General features: G+C 70.7%; 15 protein-coding genes. 14 read left to right on the top strand and 1 reads right to left on the bottom strand.

The genetic code is table 11. The features are described 5' to 3' along the window. The first annotated feature begins 22 nt into the window (after positions 1 to 22). The 10 genes from AB0I28_RS01405 to mmsB all read left to right on the top strand — a co-directional run bounded on the left by AB0I28_RS01405 (position 23) and on the right by mmsB (position 13,442). Positions 23 to 2,368, top strand: a complete 2,346-nt coding sequence (locus AB0I28_RS01405; RefSeq protein ID WP_357488693.1) for a glycoside hydrolase family 3 N-terminal domain-containing protein — start codon at positions 23 to 25, stop codon at positions 2,366 to 2,368. Next, positions 2,365 to 3,462, top strand: coding sequence for a Gfo/Idh/MocA family oxidoreductase (locus AB0I28_RS01410; protein WP_357488694.1), 1,098 nt, complete (start codon positions 2,365 to 2,367; stop codon positions 3,460 to 3,462). The genes AB0I28_RS01405 and AB0I28_RS01410 overlap by 4 nt, the downstream gene beginning before the upstream one ends. Further along, a complete protein-coding gene (locus AB0I28_RS01415) occupies positions 3,459 to 4,361 on the top strand; it encodes a PmoA family protein (RefSeq protein ID WP_357488695.1) in 903 nt (300 codons plus the stop codon). Before AB0I28_RS01410 ends, AB0I28_RS01415 begins: the two co-directional genes overlap by 4 nt. 182 nt (positions 4,362 to 4,543) lie before the next feature. Beyond that, positions 4,544 to 5,605 (top strand): LacI family DNA-binding transcriptional regulator, encoded by a 1,062-nt coding sequence (locus AB0I28_RS01420; protein ID WP_357488696.1) that lies wholly within the window; start codon positions 4,544 to 4,546, stop codon positions 5,603 to 5,605. Further along, positions 5,602 to 7,266 (top strand): ribulokinase, encoded by a 1,665-nt coding sequence (araB, locus tag AB0I28_RS01425; protein WP_357488697.1) that lies wholly within the window; start codon positions 5,602 to 5,604, stop codon positions 7,264 to 7,266. The genes AB0I28_RS01420 and araB overlap by 4 nt, the downstream gene beginning before the upstream one ends. Further along, positions 7,263 to 7,925 (top strand): L-ribulose-5-phosphate 4-epimerase, encoded by a 663-nt coding sequence (locus tag AB0I28_RS01430; protein ID WP_357488698.1) that lies wholly within the window; start codon positions 7,263 to 7,265, stop codon positions 7,923 to 7,925. Before araB ends, AB0I28_RS01430 begins: the two co-directional genes overlap by 4 nt. A gap of 37 nt (positions 7,926 to 7,962) precedes the next feature. Beyond that, positions 7,963 to 9,360, top strand: coding sequence for an L-fucose/L-arabinose isomerase family protein (locus AB0I28_RS01435; RefSeq protein ID WP_357488699.1), 1,398 nt, complete (start codon positions 7,963 to 7,965; stop codon positions 9,358 to 9,360). A 44-nt stretch (positions 9,361 to 9,404) separates the two neighbouring features. After that, the gene (chvE, locus tag AB0I28_RS01440; protein WP_357488700.1) at positions 9,405 to 10,517 is read left to right on the top strand and encodes a multiple monosaccharide ABC transporter substrate-binding protein; all 1,113 of its coding nucleotides are present in this window, start codon (positions 9,405 to 9,407) and stop codon (positions 10,515 to 10,517) included. Positions 10,518 to 10,587: 70 nt separating this feature from the next. After that, on the top strand, positions 10,588 to 12,135 hold the full coding sequence (gene mmsA, locus AB0I28_RS01445; RefSeq protein WP_357488701.1) for a multiple monosaccharide ABC transporter ATP-binding protein: 1,548 nt from the start codon (positions 10,588 to 10,590) through the stop codon (positions 12,133 to 12,135). Further along, positions 12,132 to 13,442 (top strand): multiple monosaccharide ABC transporter permease, encoded by a 1,311-nt coding sequence (mmsB, locus tag AB0I28_RS01450; protein ID WP_357488702.1) that lies wholly within the window; start codon positions 12,132 to 12,134, stop codon positions 13,440 to 13,442. Before mmsA ends, mmsB begins: the two co-directional genes overlap by 4 nt. 178 nt (positions 13,443 to 13,620) lie before the next feature. Here mmsB and AB0I28_RS01455 read toward each other — a convergent pair whose 3' ends face one another. Beyond that, a complete protein-coding gene (locus tag AB0I28_RS01455; protein WP_357489273.1) occupies positions 13,621 to 14,613 on the bottom strand; it encodes a LacI family DNA-binding transcriptional regulator in 993 nt (330 codons plus the stop codon). Between the two features lie 297 nt (positions 14,614 to 14,910). Here AB0I28_RS01455 and AB0I28_RS01460 point away from each other — a divergent pair, with 297 nt between their 5' ends. From AB0I28_RS01460 to yjfF, 4 genes are read left to right on the top strand one after another with little or no spacing between them, the layout of a single operon-like run. Further along, positions 14,911 to 15,882, top strand: coding sequence for an ABC transporter substrate-binding protein (locus tag AB0I28_RS01460; RefSeq protein ID WP_357488703.1), 972 nt, complete (start codon positions 14,911 to 14,913; stop codon positions 15,880 to 15,882). Between the two features lie 25 nt (positions 15,883 to 15,907). After that, a complete protein-coding gene (locus AB0I28_RS01465; RefSeq protein WP_357488704.1) occupies positions 15,908 to 17,434 on the top strand; it encodes a sugar ABC transporter ATP-binding protein in 1,527 nt (508 codons plus the stop codon). Then, positions 17,431 to 18,480: an ABC transporter permease gene (locus AB0I28_RS01470; RefSeq protein WP_357488705.1), complete on the top strand. Its 1,050-nt coding sequence runs from the start codon at positions 17,431 to 17,433 to the stop codon at positions 18,478 to 18,480. Before AB0I28_RS01465 ends, AB0I28_RS01470 begins: the two co-directional genes overlap by 4 nt. After that, the gene (yjfF, locus tag AB0I28_RS01475; protein WP_357488706.1) at positions 18,477 to 19,466 is read left to right on the top strand and encodes a galactofuranose ABC transporter, permease protein YjfF; all 990 of its coding nucleotides are present in this window, start codon (positions 18,477 to 18,479) and stop codon (positions 19,464 to 19,466) included. Before AB0I28_RS01470 ends, yjfF begins: the two co-directional genes overlap by 4 nt. Positions 19,467 to 19,529: the final 63 nt, after the last annotated feature.

The raw sequence follows: 19,529 nt of genomic DNA on the forward strand, positions 1-19,529 counted from the left end.
CGGTAGGGGAGAGGCGGGCCGGATGCACACTGGCGAGGAGACCCACCAGCCCTGGCTCGATCCGGCGGCACCCGTCGGCGAGCGCGTCGCGAGCCTCCTGGCCGCCATGACCCTCGAAGAGAAGACCGCCCAGCTGTACGGGGTCTGGATCGGCGTCGAACCCAGCGGGGCCGACGTCGCCCCGCACCAGCACGAGTTCGCCGACGAGAGCCTCGACTTCGACGAGCTCGTCACCGCTGGTCTCGGCCAGTTGACCCGGCCGTTCGGCACCGCGCCGGTCGACCCCGCCGAAGGCGCCAAGGCGCTCGCCCGCATGCAGGCCGACATCCGCGCCGCCGGCCGCCACGGCGTCCCCGCCCTCGTCCACGAGGAGTGCCTCACCGGCTTCATGACCTGGGGCGCCACCGTCTATCCCACGCCGCTGGCGTGGGGGGCGACCTTCAACCCGGCCCTCGTCGCCGCCATGGCCGGGCAGATCGCCGCGGGCATGAGACGCGTCGGGGTCCACCAGGGACTCGCGCCCGTCCTCGACGTCACCCGCGACCCGCGCTGGGGCCGCACCGAGGAGACCATCGGCGAGGATCCCTACCTCGTCGCCACCCTCGGCACCGCCTACGTACGCGGGCTGCGGGAGGGCGGTGTCATCCCCACCCTCAAGCACTTCGCCGGATACGCGGCCTCCGCCGCCGGCCGCAACTTCGCCCCCGTCTCCATCGGCCCCCGCGAACTGGCCGACGTCGTCCTGCCGCCTTTCGAGATGGCGATCCGCGACGGCGGCGCCGACTCGGTCATGCACGCCTACACCGAGATCGACGGGCTTCCCACGGCCGCCGACCGCTCGCTGCTCACCGAACTGCTGCGCGACGCCTGGGGTTTCACCGGAACGGTCGTCTCCGACTACTTCGGCGTCTCCTTCCTCGAACTCCTCCACGGCGTCGCAGCCTCGCCGTCGCAGGCCGCGGCGCTGGCGCTGGCCGCGGGCGTCGACGTGGAGCTGCCGACGGTCCGCTGCTACGGCGGGCCCTTGGCGAGCGCCGTCCGGGAGGGCCTGATCGGCGAGTCGGCCGTCGACCTCGCGGTCGAGCGGGTGCTGCGGCAGAAGATCGAACTCGGCCTCCTCGACCCCGATGCCACCGACCTTCCCGACGGCGCCATCGACCTCGACCCGCCGGAGGCCCGCGACACCGCCGCGCACCTCGCCGAGGAGTCGGTGATCCTGCTGGCCAACGACGGCATTCTGCCCTTGGCGGCGCCCGCGCGGATCGCCGTGATCGGGCCGGTCGCCGACGATCCGGCCGCGATGCTGGGCTGCTACGCCTTCCCCAGCCACGTCGGCCGGGAGCACGCGGCGCAGGACGGCGGCGACACCGGCCGGCCCTACTCGGTCGACCTGGGCGTCGACATCCCCGACGTGCTCACGGCTCTGCGCGGCGAGCTCCCGGCTGCCGACATCGCCCACGCGAAGGGAACCGGCGTCGACGACCACGACACGGCCGGCTTCGCCGAGGCCACCGCGCTCGCCGCCTCCGCCGACGTCTGCGTCGCCGTCCTCGGGGACCGCTCCGGCCTCTTCGGCAGGGGCACTTCCGGTGAGGGCTGCGACCGCGCCGATCTGCGCCTGCCCGGTGCACAGCTCGAACTACTCGACGCGCTCCTGGCCACCGGCACACCCGTCGTCCTGGTCCTGCTCACCGGCCGCCCATACGCGCTCGGCGCGCACGCCTCCCGTGTGGCGGCCGTCGTCCAGGCGTTCTTCCCGGGCGAGGAGGGCGCCAACGCCGTCGCCGGCGTCCTCTCGGGACGCGTCAACCCTTCGGGCAGGCTCCCGGTGAGCGTCCCCAGAGGACCCGGCGGCCAGCCGTCGACCTACCTGTCACCGATGCTCGGCCGCCGCACCGACGTCAGCGCCGTCGACCCCACGCCGCTGTTCCCCTTCGGACACGGCCTCTCCTACACCGCGTTCACCTGGGAGGACGCGCGTGCGAGCGCCGCCGAGACCGGAACCGACGGCTCGGTCGAAGTCTCGGTCACCGTCACCAACACCGGCGACCGCACCGGCGCCGAGGTGGTCCAGCTCTACCTGCACGACCCGGTCGCGCAGGTCACGCGGCCCGTCGTGCGGCTCATCGGCCACGCGAAGGCCGAACTCGTACCGGGGGAGCGGCGAACCGTCACCTTCGGAGTCCACGCCGACCTGTCGTCCTTCACCGGCCGCGACGGGCGGCGAGTCGTCGAACCGGGCTCGCTCGAACTGCGTCTCGGCCGCTCTGCCGCCGACATCGCCTCCACCGTGGCCGTGCGACTCGACGGCGACCTGCGGGTCGTCGGACACGACCGGCACCTGTCCTCGACGGTGACCTGGACATGAGGACGCGGGAGGTCGCCCTCGTCGGCACCGGCGGGATCGCCGGTGTCCACGCCGCTGACATCGGCCGGCTCGCCCCGCGAGTGCGCGTCACCGCGGCGGTCGACCCCGACGCCTCCCGGCTCGGCGAGTTTCGCGAGCGGTGGTCGGTGCCGAACACCTACACCGACCTCTCGACAATGCTCGACACGGCACCACCCGACCTGGTGATCGTCTGCACCCCACCGCATCGGCACGCCGGAATCGCGCTCGCCTGCCTCGGGCGGGGTGTGCACACGTGGTGCGAGAAGCCACCGGCGCTCAGCCTCGCCGAGCTCGACGCGGTCGCCGCCGCCGAGACCCCGGACGCTCGGTTGATCACGGTGTCGCAGCACCGCTTCGGTTCCGGCGCCGAGCGGCTGCGCCGCATGGCCGCCTCGGGTGTGCTCGGGCCCAGCATGGCGGCGCTGTGCCTGACCCTCTGGCACCGCCCGGACTCCTATTTCGACCTCGACTGGCGGGGGCGCTGGGACACCGAGGGCGGCGGGCCGACCATGGGCCACGGCATCCACCAGATGGACCTGGCCCTGTCGGTCCTCGGACCCTGGCGCGAGGTCACCGCCGTCGCCGCCCGCCGGGCCCGGCCCACCGACACCGAGGACTTCTCCGCCGCGCTGGTCACCCTCGACGACGGCACGGTCGTCACCGTCGTCAACAGCCTGCTGTCCCCGCGCGAGACGAGCCACCTGCGTTTCGACTTCGCCAACGCCACCGTCGAGCTGACCCACCTCTACGGCTACGGAGACGACGACTGGCTTCTCACCCCCGCCGAAGGCCACGCCGAAGCCGTCCAGGCCGCGTGGGACGCCGGGCCCGCCGGGCGGCCCAGTGGCCACGCAGCCCAGCTCACCGCGATCCTCGACGCCCTCGACGACGGGCGCCCGCCACCGGTCACCGCCGCCGACGCCCGCGTCACACTCGAACTCATCACGGCCGTCTACGCCTCCGCCTTCACCGGCGCGCCCGTCCGGCGCGGCGAGATCGGCCCGCGCTCCCCTTTCTACCGGCGCATGGACGGAGCCGGCGCCCCCTGGCCCCCGAGACGAGGACCGCGATGAGCGAACTGCGACTCACCGACGACGGCACCTCCCTGCGCGTCGCCCACGACGGCGGCGAACTGCTGCGCTACGTCTACCGGCCCGACGACGCCCAGCTGGAGTCCCCGCGCCCGTACTTCCATCCGCTGCGAACCCTCGGCGGCCGGATCGTCAGCCTCTACCGGCCGCACGATCACGTCTGGCACAAGGGACTGGCGCTCTCACTGCCCAATGTGGGCAGTGAGAACTTCTGGGGCGGCACGACCTACCGCCGGGGGATCGGCTACCGCCAGTACGACAACGACGGATCCATGCGCCACCGCGGGTTCACCGGCCACACGCACGAGCCCGGGCGGGTCGGCGCGAGCCACCGCCTCGACTGGGTGACCCAGGCCGGCGCCACCTGGTTCACCGAGGAGCGCTCCTTCATCGTCACGACCGCGCCCGAGGCGTGGGCGCTCCGCTTCGAGACGACGTTCACCAGCGTCGCCGAAGAGCCCGTCGTCATCGGCAGTCCCACCACCGAGGGACGCGACAACGCCGGGTACGGCGGTCTCTTCTGGCGCGGACCGAGATCCTTCACCGACGGTGTCGTCCGCGTCCCGGGACGCACCGGCGGAGACGAGCTCATGGGCGTCCGCGCGCCCTGGATGGCCTATACCGGCCGCCACGACGAGACCGGCGGAGCGTCCACACTGCTGTTCGCCGACGATTCCCCGGGGACCCCGGTGCGCTGGTTCGTCCGCGCCAACCCCTTCGCGGCGGTCTGCCCGGCGCCGTTCTTCGACACTGAGTTCCCCATCGCGCCGGGGGAGTCGCTGAGCCTGCGCTACGCCGTGGTGATCGCCGACGGGGACCACGGCGACGAGGGCACCGCCGCGCTGGCCGGAATCGCCACCGGGGCCCTAGCGGGACGTTAACGCTAACAACGTTCTCAGACTCCGAACCGGGGCGTCGCGACGCCCCGGTTCGGCCTGTTTCACGCCTGTTCTCGCCGGCCTCCAAGACTTCTCGATCCGTCATCTCCTTGACATCCGGGTCATGTTCGCGTTAACAATGTGCGCGCTAACACGTTTTCCGGCTCCGGACGGAGAGAGACGACATGGCCGACCCCGGCACGTTGCCGAGCGACCTCGACGGCAGCACCCGCGCGGCGGTCATGGCCGACGTCGCCCGGCTCGCCGGCGTCTCCCACACCACCGTCTCCCGCGTCATCAACGGCCACCCCTCCGTCCGCGAGTCCACCCGGCACCGCGTCCGGCAGGCCATGACCGCCCTGGCCTACCGCCCCAACAGCGCCGCCAGGACACTGGTCACCGGCCGCTCCCGTGTCCTCGGCGTCATCTGCATGGACCCCACCTATTACGGACCCGTCTCGGTCCTCAGCGCCGTCGAACGCAGCGCCCGCCAGTCCGGCTACGCCGTGTCGATCGCCAACCTCCCGGGCCTCGACCGCCGCAGCCTCACCGACGCCGTCGACTTCCTCGCCGCCCAAGCCGTCGTGGGCATCATCGCCATCACCCCGCACGCGGCGACCATGGCCGCCCTCGCCCACGTCCCCGCCGGAATCCCGATCGTCGCCGTCGAAGGATGCAGCGGCGCGGTGCCCACCGCCGCCGTCGACCAGTACCTCGGCGCCCGCCTGGCCACCGAGCACCTCCTCGGGCTCGGCCACCGCACGGTCGTCCACATCGCCGGGCCCGCCGACTGGTACGAGGCGCCCGAACGCGAACGCGGCTGGCGCGACGCCCTCACCGACATCGCCCGGCCCACCCCGTCGGTCGAGCGCGGCGACTGGACCGCCGCCTCCGGCTACGCGGCCACCCGCCGGATCCTCGCCCGCGACCGACTCACCGCCCTGTTCGTCGCCAACGACCAGATGGCCCTCGGTGCTCTTCTGGCCCTCCACCAGGCCGGCCTGGACGTGCCCGGCGACGTCAGCGTCGTCGGATTCGACGACGCCCCCGAGGCCGCCTACTACACGCCGCCGCTGACCACCGTCCGCCAAGACTTCGCCGAGGTCGGCCGCACCGGAATGGACCTGCTCCTCGAACAGATCGAGGGCGCGGCCCGCTCCACCCGCCGCGTCATCACCATCCCCGGCCTCGTGGTGCGCGCCAGCACCGCCCGCCCGCCCAACGACCAAGGACGGCACACCGCATGAGCGCACCAGCCCGCCGCTACGTGATCGGCGTCGACTACGGCACCCTCTCCGGCCGCGCCCTCGTCGTCGACGCCGCCGACGGAACCGAACTCGGCACGGCCGTCGGCGAGTACCGCCACGGAGTCATCGACCGCGTCCTCCCCGGCACCGGTGAGGCGCTCCCTCCCGACTGGGCCCTCCAGCACCCGCAGGACTACCTCGACGTCTTGCGCACCGCCGTCCCCGCCGCGATCGCCGACGCCGGCGTCGATCCCGCGCACATCGTCGGCATCGCCACCGACTTCACCGCCAGCACCGTCCTGCCGGCCCTCACCGACGGCACCCCCCTCTGCCTCACCGAGCGGTGGGCCGACCGCCCCCACGCCTGGCCGAAGCTGTGGAAACACCACGCTGCCCAGCCGCAGGCCGAGCGGATCAACGCCCTCGCCCACGAACGCGGCGAGACCTGGATCGCCCGCTACGGCGGCAAGATCTCCGCCGAATGGGAGTTCGCCAAGGGTCTTCAGCTCCTCGACGAGGACCCCGAGGTCTACGCCGCCGCCGAACGCTTCATCGAGGCAGCCGACTGGATCGTGTGGCAACTGTGCGGCCGCGAGAACCGCAACGCCTGCGTCGCCGGGTACAAGGGCATCCACCAGGACGGCGAGTGGCCGTCGCAGGACTTCCTCGCCGCCCTCGACCCGGGCTTCACCGACTTCGTGACCGGCAAGATCGCCCACCCCCTGTCCCCGCTCGGCGGACGCGCCGGCGGCCTCACCGAGCGCGCCGCCGCCTGGACCGGCCTGACGCCCGGAATCGCCGTGGCCGTCGGCAATCTCGACGCCCACGTCACCGCCGCCGCGGCCAAGGCGCTCGGCCACGGCCGCATGGTCGCCATCATGGGCACCTCCACCTGCCACGTCGTCAACGGCGGACACCTCGCCGAAGTACCGGGGATGTGCGGAGTCGTCGACGGCGGCATCGTCGAAGGCTCCTACGGCTACGAGGCCGGACAAAGCGGCGTCGGCGACATCTTCGCCTGGTTCGTCGACAACCAGCTGCCCGCCTCCTACGCCACCGCCGCCGAGGAAGCCGGCCTCGACCCGCACGAACACCTCACCGCGCTCGCCGAACGGCAGAAGGTCGGCGAGCACGGTCTGGTCGCCCTCGACTGGCACAACGGCAACCGCTCGGTCCTCGTCGACCACGAACTCTCCGGCGTCATCGCCGGCCTCACCCTCGCCACCCGTCCCGAGGACGTCTACCGCGCCCTCCTCGAGGCCACCGCCTTCGGGACCCGCACCATCGTCGAGGCCTTCACCGGCGCGGGCATCGAGATCGGCGAGCTCATCGCGGCCGGCGGACTGCTCAAGAACCGCTTCCTCATGCAGATGTACGCCGACGTGACCGGCCTGCCCCTGTCGGTCATCGGTTCGGCGCAGGGCCCCGCCCTCGGCGCGGCCATCCACGCGGCCGTCGCCGCCGGAGTGCACGCCGACGTCCACGCCGCTTCGACGGCGATGGGCAGCGTCCACCACCGGGCCTACCTTCCCGATCCGGCGCGCACCGCCGCATACGACGCCCTCTACGCCGAGTACCGGCTCCTCCACGACCACTTCGGCCGCACCGGCGAGACCCTCCACCGCCTGCGCCGCATCAGGAACGAGGCCCGCACCGCATGAGCGCCCACGACACCACCGCACTGCGCGCCGAACTCGCCGCGCTCCACCGCGAACTCATCCGCTGGGGACTGGTCGCGTGGACCGCCGGCAACGTCTCGGCCCGCGCCGCGGACCCCGGCCTGTTCGTCATCAAGCCCAGCGGCGTCTCCTACGACGACCTCACCGCCGAGTCGATGGTCCTGTGCGACCTCGACGGAGAGGTCGTCGAGGGACGGCACTCGCCGTCGAGCGACACCGCCGCCCACGCCTACGTCTACCGGCACATGCCCGAGGTCGGAGGCGTCGTGCACACCCACTCGCCGTACGCGACCGCGTGGGCGGCGGTCGGCGAACCCATCCCGTGCGTACTGACCGCGATGGCCGACGAGTTCGGCGGCGAGATCCCGGTCGGGCCGTTCGCGCTCATCGGCGGCGACGACATCGGCAAGGGCATCGTGGCGACCCTCCGCGGCCACCGCTCCCCGGCGGTGCTGATGGCCAACCACGGCGTCTTCACCGTCGGCGCGACCGCAGGCGCCGCCGTCAAGGCCGCGGTGATGTGCGAGGACGTCGCCCGCACCGTCCACATCGCACGCCAGCTCGGCGAGCCACGGCCCATCGGCCGCGAGCACGTGGACAGCCTCTTCGACCGGTACCAGAACGTCTACGGACAGCGCTGAGCACGCCAACGCCCACTATGAAGGAGCCACCGACGCCATGACGGACACCAAGCCCAGGATCGGGATCCTCGGGATCATGCAGGACCTGTACGACCACATGATCCCCGGCATCACCGAACGGCAGGACGGCTACGCCCACGACATCGCCGCGCACCTCGGCGACGTCGCCGAATGGGTCGTCGGCAAGCCGGTCAAGGACCGCGGCGACGCCGAGACGGTGATGCGCGAGTTCGTCAACGCCGACCTCGACGGTGTCCTGGTCGTCATGCTCACCTACGGCCCGGCCATGCGCGTGGCCCGCCTGTTCAACGAGAACCGCCTGCCGGTGTGCCTGGCCAACATCCAGCCCGAACCGAGCGTCACCCCCGCTTGGGACATGGCCGACATGACCTACAACCAGGGCATCCACGGCGCCCAGGACACCGCCAACGCCATGGTCCGCGCCGGCCGGCCCTTCGACGTGATCACCGAGGACTGGCGGACCGCCGCCTTCGCCGAACGGGTCGGGCGCTGGGCGCGCGCCGCCCGCGCGGTCACCGCCTGGCGCTCGCTGAAGGTCGGCGTCTTCGGATACGCGATGAATGACATGGGCGACATCCGCGTCGACGAGAACGCCTTCCTGCGCGCGCTCGGCCCCGAGATCAGCTTCGTCGCCCCCGGCGACCTGTTCCGCGGGACCGGAGAGGTCACCGAAGCCGAGGCGGCCGGGCTGATGGCCTGGGAGGACGAGAACTTCGACATCGACCCCGCTCTCACCCCGCTGGAACGCGGCGACCACGCCCGCATGCAGATCGCCATCGAGCGCATCCTCGTCGACCGCGGCTACCGGGCCTACTCGACGCACTTCGACGCCATCGGCGAGGACGGCCGCTTCAACCGCCTCCCGCTCGCCGCGGCCTCCTCGCTCATGGCCAAGGGCTACGGCTACGGCGCCGAGGGCGACGCCATGGCCGCCGCCATGGTCTACGCCGGCCACCAGCTGATCGGCGACGGCCACTTCACCGAGATGTACGCGATGGACTTCCCCTCCGACTCCATCCTCATGAGCCACATGGGCGAGGGGAACTGGAAGGTCGCCCGCGAGGACGAGCCCGTCCGGCTCATCCGCCGCGAACTCGGCATCGGCAGACTCGGCGAACCCCCCACCTTCCTCTTCCGGTACCGGCCGGGCCCGGCGACCCTCGCCTGCCTCGTGTCCCTCGGCGGCGAGAAGTTCCGCCTCGTCGTCGCCGAAGGGGAAGTCCTCGACGGACAGATCCTGCCCGCGCTCGAAATGCCATACGGGCAGTTCCGCCCCGCCTCCGGCGTACGTGCCTGCATGGACGGCTGGCTGCGCGCCGGCGGCCCTCACCACCAGGTCATGAACCTCGGCCTGCACGCGGCGGACTGGCGGACCTTCGCCGAACTCGCCGGCGTCGAGTACGTCCAAGTCTGACCCCCACCGCGCACACCACCAAGGCAACAAGGGAGTTGTAGCCCATGAGCACCATCGACCGACGACAGCTGCTCGCCGGGGTCCTGGGAGCCGGCGCGCTGCTGGCCACCGCGGCCTGTTCCGTCGAGGACGAAGGCGGCGGCCAGGCCGCCGACGGCCCCCCAGCCAAGGGCACCATCGGCATCTCCATGCCCACCAAGTCCTCCGAGCGCTGGGTCGCCGACGGCGACAACGTCGTCAAGGAGTTCACCGCCCTCGGCTACAAGACCGACCTCCAGTACGCCGAGGACGTCATCGAGACCCAGGTCTCGCAGATCGAGAACCTCATCACCAAGGGTGTCCAGGCACTGGTCATCGCCGCCATCGACAACAAGTCCCTCACGGCCGTCCTCCAGCAGGCCAAGGACGCCGAGATCCCCGTCATCGCCTACGACCGGCTCATCCGCGAGACCGACAACGTCGACTATTACGCCACCTTCGACAACTTCAAGGTCGGCGTCCTCCAGGGCGGCTACATCGAGGAGAAGCTCGGCCTCGCCGACGGCGAGGGCCCCTTCAACATCGAACTGTTCGCCGGCTCCTCCGACGACAACAACACCTACTTCTTCTTCGACGGCGCGATGTCGGTCCTCCAGCCCCACATCGACGCCAAGAGGCTCGTCGTCGGCAGCGGGCAGACCGCCATCGACCAGGTGACCACCCTGCGCTGGGACGGCGCCACCGCGCAGGCCCGCATGGAGACCCTGCTCAGCGCCAACTACGCCGGCGAGAACGTCGACGCCGTGCTGTCTCCCTACGACGGCATCAGCATCGGCATCATCTCCGCGCTCAAGAGCGTCGGCTACGGCAGCGGATCCAAGAAGCTGCCCGTGGTCACCGGACAGGACGCCGAACTCGCCTCGGTCAAGTCGATCATCGCCGGCGAGCAGACCCAGACCGTCTTCAAGGACCTCCGCGAGCTCGCCAAGCTCGCCGTGTCCATGACCGACGCGGTCGTCAACGGCAGGCCCGCCGAGACCAACGACACCACGTCCTACGACAACGGCAAGAAGGTCGTCCCGACCTTCCTCCTCCAGCCGGTGACCGTCGACAAGGGCAACTACCGCGAGGTCCTGGTCGACAGCGGCTTCTACACCGAGGCCCAGCTCACCGGGTGAGCGGCGCCCCGCGGCGGTCCCCGGCGAGTCCGGGGCCGCCGCGGGCATCGCGGAGAGGCGAGTGGCAAGCATGTCCGAGCACATCCTCGAAATGCGCGGGATCGTCAAGGAGTTCCCCGGCGTCCGCGCCCTCGACGACGTGAACCTGCGCGTCCGCCGAGGCGAGATCCACGCGCTGATCGGTGAGAACGGCGCCGGGAAGTCGACGCTCATGAAAGTCCTCAGCGGCGTCCACCCGCACGGCTCCTACAGCGGCGCGATCGTCGTCGACGGCCGCGAGGCCGCCTTCCGCGACATCCGCGCCAGTGAGGCCGCCGGCATCGCGATCATCCACCAGGAGCTGGCGCTGGTGCCGCAGCTGTCGATCGCCGAGAACATCTTCCTCGGCAACGAACGCGGCCCGAAGGGCTTCGTCGACTGGCGCGAGACCAACCGGCAGGCGATGCGGCTGATGGCGACCGTCGGCCTCATCGAAGACCCCGAGGCGCCGGTGTCGGGCATCGGCGTCGGCAAGCAGCAGCTCGTCGAGATCGCCAAGGCGCTGTCCAAGGAGGTCAGGCTGCTCATCCTCGACGAACCGACCGCCGCGCTCAACGAGGCCGACAGCGCGGGCCTGCTCGCCCTGCTGCGAGTGCTGCGCGAGCAGGGCATCACCTCGATCCTCATCTCCCACAAGCTCAACGAGGTCATGGCGGTCGCCGACTCGATCACCATCCTCCGCGACGGCAGGACCATCGAGACGCTCGACGTGGCAGCCGACGCCGTCGACGAGGACCGGATCATCAAGGGGATGGTCGGGCGCGACCTCGACCACCGCTTCCCGCCGCGCGAACCCGACGTCGGCGAGGTCCTCTTCGAGATCCGCGACTGGAATGTCGACCACCCGACCGTCGCCGGGCGCCGCGTGGTCAAGGACGTGTCCCTGCACGTCCGGCGCGGTGAGGTGGTCGGGATCGCGGGGCTCATGGGCGCGGGCCGCACCGAACTGGCGATGAGCGTCTTCGGCCGCTCCTACGGCACGAACATCACCGGGACGGTCGTCAAGGAAGGGCGTGTGCTGCGCCTGCGCACCGTGCGCGACGCCATCGACGCCGGCATCGCCTACGTCACCGAGGACCGCAAGCAGTACGGCCTGCTCCTCGACGAGGACATCCGCCGCAACGTGACGCTGGCCGACCTGCCGAGGGTGTCCCGCCGCTCGGTCATCGACCTCGACAAGGAGGTCGTCGAGGCGACACGACTGCGCGACCGGCTGCGGGTGAAGTCGCCGACGGTGTTCCAGAAGACCCAGAACCTGTCCGGCGGGAACCAGCAGAAGGTCGTGCTCGGCAAGTGGATCTTCGCCGGTCCCGAGCTGCTGATCCTCGACGAACCGACGCGCGGGATCGACGTCGGCGCCAAGTACGAGATCTACACGATCATCGGGCAGCTCGCCGCCGAGGGCAGGGGCGTGCTGGTCATCTCCTCGGAGCTGCCCGAACTGCTCGGTCTGTGCGACCGCGTCTACGCGATGAACCAGGGCCGCGTCACCGGAGAACTGCCACGGCACGAGGCCACTCAGGAGGCTGTCATGAGACTGATGACGAACAACGCGAGCGAAGGGCCGGTGCGACCGTGACCCTCCTCGACAAGATTTCCCGGGGCGACGACGACCGGTCACCGGAGAAGATCTCCTCCACCGTCGCGGCCGGCGCCGACACCGGCGTGCGCGCAGCCCTGCGGCGGACCCTGCGCAGCAACGTACGGCAGTACGGCATGATCGTCGCTCTGGTGCTCATCACGGTTTTGTTCGCCGTGCTCAGCTCGGGAAAGCTGCTCACACCGCTGAACATCACCCAGATGATCCAGCAGAACGGGTACATCCTGGTGCTGGCGATCGGGATGATGCTGGTGATCGTCAACGGGCACATCGACCTGTCGGTCGGCTCGGTGGCGGCGCTGGTCGGCGCGATCGCCGGGGTCCTCGTCGTCAACTGGCACTGGGACTGGCGGCTGGTGCTGGTCGCCGGGCTGGTGCTCGGAGGGCTCATCGGGGCCTGGCAGGGCTACTGGATCGCCTACGTCAAGATTCCCGCCTTCATCGTCACCCTCGCCGGGATGCTGCTGTTTCGGGGGCTGGCGCAGCTGCTCCTCAAAGGACAGTCGATCGGCCCCTTCCCCGACGCCTTCCGCGACATCGCCGCGGGCTTCCTGCCCGAACTGGGGAACTTCAAGGGCGTCCAGTTCGTCGGGATCAGCGACTTCACCGTGCAGCTGAAAGTCGGGCCGCTGCACACCCTCACCCTCGTCCTGGGCGTCGCGGCGACCGCGATCGTCGTGTGGACCGAACTGCGCGCCAGGCGGAGCCGCCGTTCCTACGGCCTGCCGGCCGGGCCGAAGTCGCTGTTCACGGTACGGCTGGTGGCGCTGGGTGCGGTGATCCTGCTGTTCAGCTACGTGCTGGCGTCCTACAACGGCATCCCGATCGTGGGGTTGATCCTCATCGGCCTGATCGTCGTGTACTCGTTCATGATGAACCGCTCGGTCGCCGGACGGCAGATCTACGCCGTGGGAGGCAATGAGAAGGCGGCCCTGCTGTCGGGCGTGAAGACGAAGCAGAACACCTTCTGGGTGTTCGTGAACATGGGCGTCCTCGCGGCCCTGGCCGGGATGATCTTCGCGGCGAGGCTGTCGGCCGCCACACCGAAGGCGGGCGTGAACTTCGAGCTGGACGCGATCGCCGCCGCCTTCGTCGGCGGCGCCTCCGCCTCCGGCGGGATCGGGACGGTGGTGGGCGCGATCGTGGGCGCCCTGGTGATGGGGGTGATGAACAACGGCATGTCGATGATCGGGGTGCAGAGCGACTGGCAGCAGATCATCAAAGGGCTGGTGCTGCTGGCGGCGGTGGCGTTCGACGTCTACAACAAGCGCAAGGCGAAGGGGTGAGGACGGTGGGGTAGGGGAGCGATTGGCGGGGTGAGGGATAGGCGGGGTGCGGGCGGTGCCGTGGGCTGGCGGCTGGGCCGTGACTGCCTCTTCCCGCCCCGAGGTACGGATCCCTCAGCTGAATCGGCAGGGCACCCCCCTCCTAACCCCGGCCTTCCCCGCCCCGCCTGAGCCCGCTCTACCCCCGTCGCGGCGGCGCCGTGCTCGCCCGCAGCACCAGCGTCGGCACGACCTGCGCGGCCACCTCGCCCTCGCCGGCGGCGCCGTCGAGCAGGCGCAGCAGGGTCGCCATGCTCCTGCGCCCGACCTCGTCGAAGTCCTGCCGAACCGTCGTGAGCGGGGGAAGCATGAACTCGGCTTCCGGAATGTCGTCGAAGCCGACGATGCTGATGTCGTCGGGCACCCGGATCCCCTGCTCGTGCAGGGCTCGCAGGAGGCCGAGGGACATCTGGTCGTTGGCGACGAACACGGCCGTCACGCCGGGCTGGGCGGCGAGGGCGGCGCCGGCGGCGTAGCCGGAGCGGGCGCTCCAGTCGCCGCCGATCATGGGCGGGACGACGGCCCCCGCCTCAAGGAGGGTCTGCCGCCAGCCTTCGATGCGGTCGCGGGCCTCCAGCCAGTCGCCGGGCCCGGCGATGTGCCACACGGTGTCATGCCCGAGTTCGAGGAGGTGGCGGACGGCCAGGCGCGCCCCGGTGACCTGGTCGACGGAGGCCGACGGCAGGCCCGAGTCCTGCCCCGCCTCGACGGCCACGGCGGCCATGCCCTTCGGCAGGTTGTAGAGCGCCGCCGCGGCGGCCATCTGAGGGGCGATGATGATGATCCCGTCGACGCCCTGTCCGGCCAGGGCCTCGGCGGCTTCGAGGACGCTGGCGCGGTCGACGCGTTCGAGCGCGCTGATGCTCACCCCGTAACCGGCGGCCCGCGCGGCCCGCTCGATGCCCAGCAGGGTCGAGGCGGGTCCATAGAGGATCGTGTCGAAGCTGATGACGCCGAGTACACCCGAGCGCCTGCTCACGAGGCCGCGGGCCATCGCGTTGGGGCGGTATTCGAGTTCGTCGACGGCTCGCAGCACGCGTTCCCTGGTCTCCGGGCGAACGCGCGGGCTTCCGTTGAGCACTCGCGAGACCGTCTGGTGCGACACCCCGGCCAGGCGGGCGACGTCGGTCATCACGGCCGGCCGTTCGGCCTTCGGCGCGGCGGTCACCGCTGCTCCCGTCGGGGCACGTCGCGACTCCATCCGTGGTCGGGCGACTGTCCTTGCCGCTTTAGATTAGCTCTCGGCGACCAGACCCGAGTTGTCGCATGCGCGCTCACATGGCCCGCCCGTGGCCGAATTGTGACCTGGGGGTCCTCTTGACGCTGATGATGTGAGCGTTAACACTAGGCTGCAACCGCGCCGTAACGGTGCCGACCCGCCAGTGACACACGGGCACCGCCGGCCATCTTCGAGCCCAAAGGAGACACCGTGCGCACACGGTTCCTGGCCGCCTTGGCCGCTCTCGCCTTAAGCACCGCCGCCCTCGCGGCCTGTGGTGACGGCGGTGACGCCGGCGGCTCCGGCAAGATCACCCTCGGTTTCGCCCAGGTCGGCGCCGAGAGCGCCTGGCGCACCGCCAACACCGCCTCCATCCAGGAGTCGGCCGCCGCGGCCGGCATCGACCTGAAGTTCTCCGACGCCCAGCAGAAGCAGGAGAACCAGATCAAGGCGATCCGGTCCTTCATCCAGCAGCGCGTCGACGTCATCGCCTTCTCGCCGGTCGTCGAGTCCGGCTGGGACACCGTCCTCAAAGAGGCCAAGGACGCCAAGATCCCCGTCGTGCTGACCGACCGCGCCATCGACTCGGCCGACGAGTCGCTCTACGTCACCTTCCTCGGCTCCGACTTCGTCGAGGAGGGCCGACGGGCCGCGAACTGGCTCGTCGAGGAGTACCGGGACGGCACCGACCCGGTCAACATCGTCGAACTGCAGGGCACCACCGGATCGGCGCCGGCCATCGACCGCCAGACCGGCTTCGCCGAGACCATCGCCGCCGACCCCAAGTTCAAGGTCATCGCCTCCCAGACCGGCGAGTTCACCCGCGCCAAGGGCAAGGAGGTCATGCAGGCCTTCCTGTCGGCCAACAAGGACATCGACGTGCTCTACGCCCACAACGACGACATGGCCCTCGGTGCGATCCAGGCCATCGAGGAGGCCGGCCTCAAGCCCGGCGAGGACATCAAGATCATCTCTGTGGACGGTGTCAAGGACGCCTTCGTCGCCATGACCGAAGGGAAGATCAACGTCGTCGTCGAGTGCAATCCGCTCCTCGGGCCGCAGCTGATGGACGTCGTCAACAAGGTCGTCGCCGGCGAGCAGACCCCCAAGCGCATCCTCACCGAGGAAGGCGTCTTCACCGCCGACCAGGCCGCCGCCGAACTCCCCAACCGCAAGTACTGAACGCCAGTTCCGAGAGGAGAAGGCGATGCCGCCACTCGAACCCGTCCTGACCATGCGCAACATCACCAAGCGATTCGCCGCGGTCACCGCGCTCGACGGCGTCGACCTCCGCCTCTTCCCCGGCGAGGCGCACGCCCTCGTCGGGGAGAACGGCGCCGGCAAGTCCACCCTGATCAAGGTCCTCACCGGTATCCATCCGCACGACACCGGCGAGATCACCATCGACGGTGAAGCGCTCACCGCCACGACGCCCGCGCAGGCGCAGGCCGCCGGCATCAGCACCGTGTACCAGGAGATCGACCTCTGCCCGAACCTCTCGGTCGCCGAGAACATCCACATCGGACGCGAACCCAGGCGCTTCGGCCTCGTCGACTTCGGCCGCATGCGCCGCCGCGCTCGCGAACTCACCGCCCGACTCGGCCTCGACATCGACGTCGCCGAACCCCTGTCGGCGTTCTCCCCGGCCGTGCAGCAGCTCGTCGCGATCGTGCGGGCCGTCGACCTGCGGGCCAGGGTCCTCATCCTCGACGAGCCCACCTCCAGCCTCGACCGCGACGAGACGCGCCGGCTGTTCACCGTCATGCGCGCCCTCAAGGCCGAAGGCGTGGCGATCGCCTTCGTCACCCACTTCATCGACCAGATCTACGAGATCTGCGAACGCGCGACCATCCTGCGCAACGGCCGCCTCGTCGGCGAGTACCCGACCGCCGAACTGTCGCACGTCGACCTCGTCACCCGCATGATCGGCAAGGAGCTGGCCGCCCTCGACGAGATCGGCGAGCGGCCCAAACCGAGCCCGGCCGCGCTGGAGCGCCGCCCGCCGCTGCTGCGCGCGGAGGCTCTCGGCCGCAGGAACGCCATCGCACCCTTCAACCTCTCGGTCCACGAGGGCGAGGTCCTCGGCCTCGCCGGGCTCCTCGGCTCCGGCCGCACGGAGATCGCCCGCCTGCTCTTCGGCGCCGACCGGGCGACCTCTGGCACCATCACCGTCGACGGCGAACCGGCGACCCCGCGCTCACCCCGCGCCGCCATCGCCCGCGGCCTCGCGTTCAGTCCCGAGAACCGCAAGACCGAGGGCCTGATCGCCGACCTGTCCATCGCCGACAACATCCTCCTCGCCCTCCAGGCCGCGCGCGGCTGGACCAGGCCCGTCCCCGCCGCCCGCCGTGATGCCCTCGTCGGCGAGTACATCCGCGCGCTGCGCATCACCCCCGCCGACCCCGACAGCCGCGTCGCCGACCTTTCCGGCGGCAACCAGCAGAAGGTCCTCCTCGCACGCTGGCTCATCACCCGGCCGAGGCTGCTGATCCTCGACGAGCCCACCCGCGGCATCGACATCGGCGCCAAGGCGGAGATCCAGCGCCTCGTGGCGTCCCTGTCGGCCGAGGGCATGGCCGTGGTCTACATATCCGCCGAGCTTGAGGAGGTCCTGCGCGTGAGCCACGACATCGCCGTCGTCCGCGACCGCGAACTGATCCCCGACACCACCGGCGACGGCACGTACACCATGGACCGTCTCCTGGAGACCATCGCCGGGGGAGAACGCGCATGAACCTGCTGCGCCACCGCCTCTTCTGGCCGGCCGCCGTCCTCCTCGTCCTCATCGGCGTCAACACCGCCGTCACACCCGGCTTCCTCGACATCCGCACGCAGGACGGTCACCTCTACGGCAGCCTCATCGACATCGTGCGCTTCGGCGCCCCGCTCATCCTGATCTCACTGGGCATGACCCTCGTCATCGCCACCGGCGGCATCGACCTCTCGGTCGGATCGGTCGTGGCCATCGCCGGGGCACTGGCCTGCCTGCGCATCACCGGCCAGTCCGACCAGGCCGAGACCCTCGGCGTCCTGGCCGCCGTCGGCGTCGCGCTCGCCCTGACGGCCGTCCTCGGCGCCTGGAACGGAGTGCTCGTCGCGCGTTTCGGGATCCAGCCGATCGTGGCGACCCTCATCCTCATGGTCGCCGGTCGCGGTGTCGCGCAGCTGATCACCGAAGGCCAGATCATCACCGTCAACAGCCCGCCCTACAAGCTCATCGGCGGCGGCTACTGGCTGTCGCTCCCCTTGTCGGTGATCATCGCGGCGGGCGTCTTCGCGCTCATCGCGCTCCTCACCCGGCGCACGGCCCTGGGCATGCTGCTCGAAGCCGTCGGCGGCAACCCCACCGCCGCCCGCCTCACCGGCGTGCGCGCCCGAGGACTCGTCATCACCGTCTACGTCGTCTGCGCCCTGTGCGCCGGCGTCGCCGGCCTGATGATCAGCTCCAACGTCTCGGCGGCCGACGGCAACAACGCCGGCCTGTGGATCGAACTCGACGCCATCCTCGCCGTGGTCATCGGCGGCACCGCCCTGACCGGCGGCAGGTTCCACCTGACCGGCACCGTTCTGGGCGCACTGATCATCCAGACCCTCGCGACCACCATCTACACCGTCGGCGTACCACCGCAGACGACCCTGCTGTTCAAGGCCGTCGTCGTCATGGCCGTGTGCCTCATCCAGTCCCCACGACTGCGCGCCCGCCTCCGCGGACGCCGCGCACCGCGGACCACGCCCGCGACGGCCGACCGCACCGAACCGAGCCTGGAGACGCCGGCATGACCGCACTCGCCCCCGTCCTCACCGGCGTCCGCGGCGCCGGCCGCCGCTACCTGCCGGTCTTGGCGACCCTCGCGCTCCTCGCCGTCATGTACACCACCGGCGCCGTCCGCTACGAGGCCTTCGGGCACCCGCAGGTCCTCCTCAACCTCTTCATCGACAACGCCTTCCTCCTCGTCGTCGCCGTCGGGATGACCTTCGTCCTGCTCACCGGCGGGATCGACCTCTCGGTCGGGGCCATGCTCGCGCTGTCGACGATGATCTCCGCCTGGCTGGTCACCGTGCACGGCTGGCCACCGGCGCTGGTCATCCCGCTCGTCCTGGCCGTCGGCGCGCTCGCCGGCGCCGGCATGGGCGCGATCGTCCACTATTTCGAGGTTCAGCCGTTCATCGTCACCCTCGCCGGGATGTTCCTGGCCAGGGGCCTGTGCCACCTGATCAGCATCGACTCCATCTCGATCACCGACCCGGTCTACACCGACCTCGCCCAGACCCGCGTCTGGCTCGGCGAGGACCTGTTCGTCTCGGTGAGCATGCTCATCGCCCTGGCCGTGGTGGCCGTCGCCTTCGTCGTCTTGCACTACACGCGCTTCGGGCGCGGTGTGTACGCCGTCGGCGGCGGCGAGCAGCCCGCGCTGATGATGGGCCTGCCCGTGGCGCGGACCAAGATCGCCGTCTACGCCATCAGCGGACTGTGCTCCGCGCTCGGCGGCGTGCTGTTCACCTTCTACATGCTCTCCGGCTACAGCCTCCACGCCGTCGGCACCGAACTCGACGCGATCGCCGCCGTGGTCATCGGCGGGACCCTTCTGACCGGAGGATCGGGCTTCGTTCTCGGCACCGTCCTCGGCGTCCTGGTACTCGGTGTCATCCAGACGATCGTGAACTTCCAGGGCGACCTGAACTCCTGGTGGACCAAGATCGTGGTCGGCGCGCTGCTGCTGGCCTTCATCGTCCTCCAGCGCGCGATCGGGCGGCGCCGGACGTGAGTGCCCGGCGAACGCGTCGAAGCCTCCACGCGAGCGCGCCGCACTGTCGGACGGCGACCCTAG

The sequence above is a fragment of the Phytomonospora sp. NPDC050363 genome (assembly GCF_040655735.1).
Lineage (GTDB): Bacteria > Actinomycetota > Actinomycetes > Mycobacteriales > Micromonosporaceae > Phytomonospora.

What these genes read in the sequence shown, in the direction of transcription:
- AB0I28_RS01415 (WP_357488695.1), top strand. Translation starts at nt 3,459, where the DNA reads ATGAGCGAACTGCGACTCACCGACGACGGCACCTCCCTGCGCGTCGCC.
- AB0I28_RS01470 (WP_357488705.1), top strand. Translation starts at nt 17,431, where the DNA reads ATGAACCTGCTGCGCCACCGCCTCTTCTGGCCGGCCGCCGTCCTCCTC.
- yjfF (WP_357488706.1), top strand. Translation starts at nt 18,477, where the DNA reads ATGACCGCACTCGCCCCCGTCCTCACCGGCGTCCGCGGCGCCGGCCGC.
- mmsA (WP_357488701.1), top strand. Translation starts at nt 10,588, where the DNA reads ATGTCCGAGCACATCCTCGAAATGCGCGGGATCGTCAAGGAGTTCCCC.
- araB (WP_357488697.1), top strand. Translation starts at nt 5,602, where the DNA reads ATGAGCGCACCAGCCCGCCGCTACGTGATCGGCGTCGACTACGGCACC.
- chvE (WP_357488700.1), top strand. Translation starts at nt 9,405, where the DNA reads ATGAGCACCATCGACCGACGACAGCTGCTCGCCGGGGTCCTGGGAGCC.
- AB0I28_RS01410 (WP_357488694.1), top strand. Translation starts at nt 2,365, where the DNA reads ATGAGGACGCGGGAGGTCGCCCTCGTCGGCACCGGCGGGATCGCCGGT.
- AB0I28_RS01430 (WP_357488698.1), top strand. Translation starts at nt 7,263, where the DNA reads ATGAGCGCCCACGACACCACCGCACTGCGCGCCGAACTCGCCGCGCTC.
- AB0I28_RS01420 (WP_357488696.1), top strand. Translation starts at nt 4,544, where the DNA reads ATGGCCGACCCCGGCACGTTGCCGAGCGACCTCGACGGCAGCACCCGC.
- AB0I28_RS01465 (WP_357488704.1), top strand. Translation starts at nt 15,908, where the DNA reads ATGCCGCCACTCGAACCCGTCCTGACCATGCGCAACATCACCAAGCGA.
- AB0I28_RS01435 (WP_357488699.1), top strand. Translation starts at nt 7,963, where the DNA reads ATGACGGACACCAAGCCCAGGATCGGGATCCTCGGGATCATGCAGGAC.
- AB0I28_RS01455 (WP_357489273.1), bottom strand. Translation starts at nt 14,613, where the DNA reads ATGACCGACGTCGCCCGCCTGGCCGGGGTGTCGCACCAGACGGTCTCG.
- AB0I28_RS01405 (WP_357488693.1), top strand. Translation starts at nt 23, where the DNA reads ATGCACACTGGCGAGGAGACCCACCAGCCCTGGCTCGATCCGGCGGCA.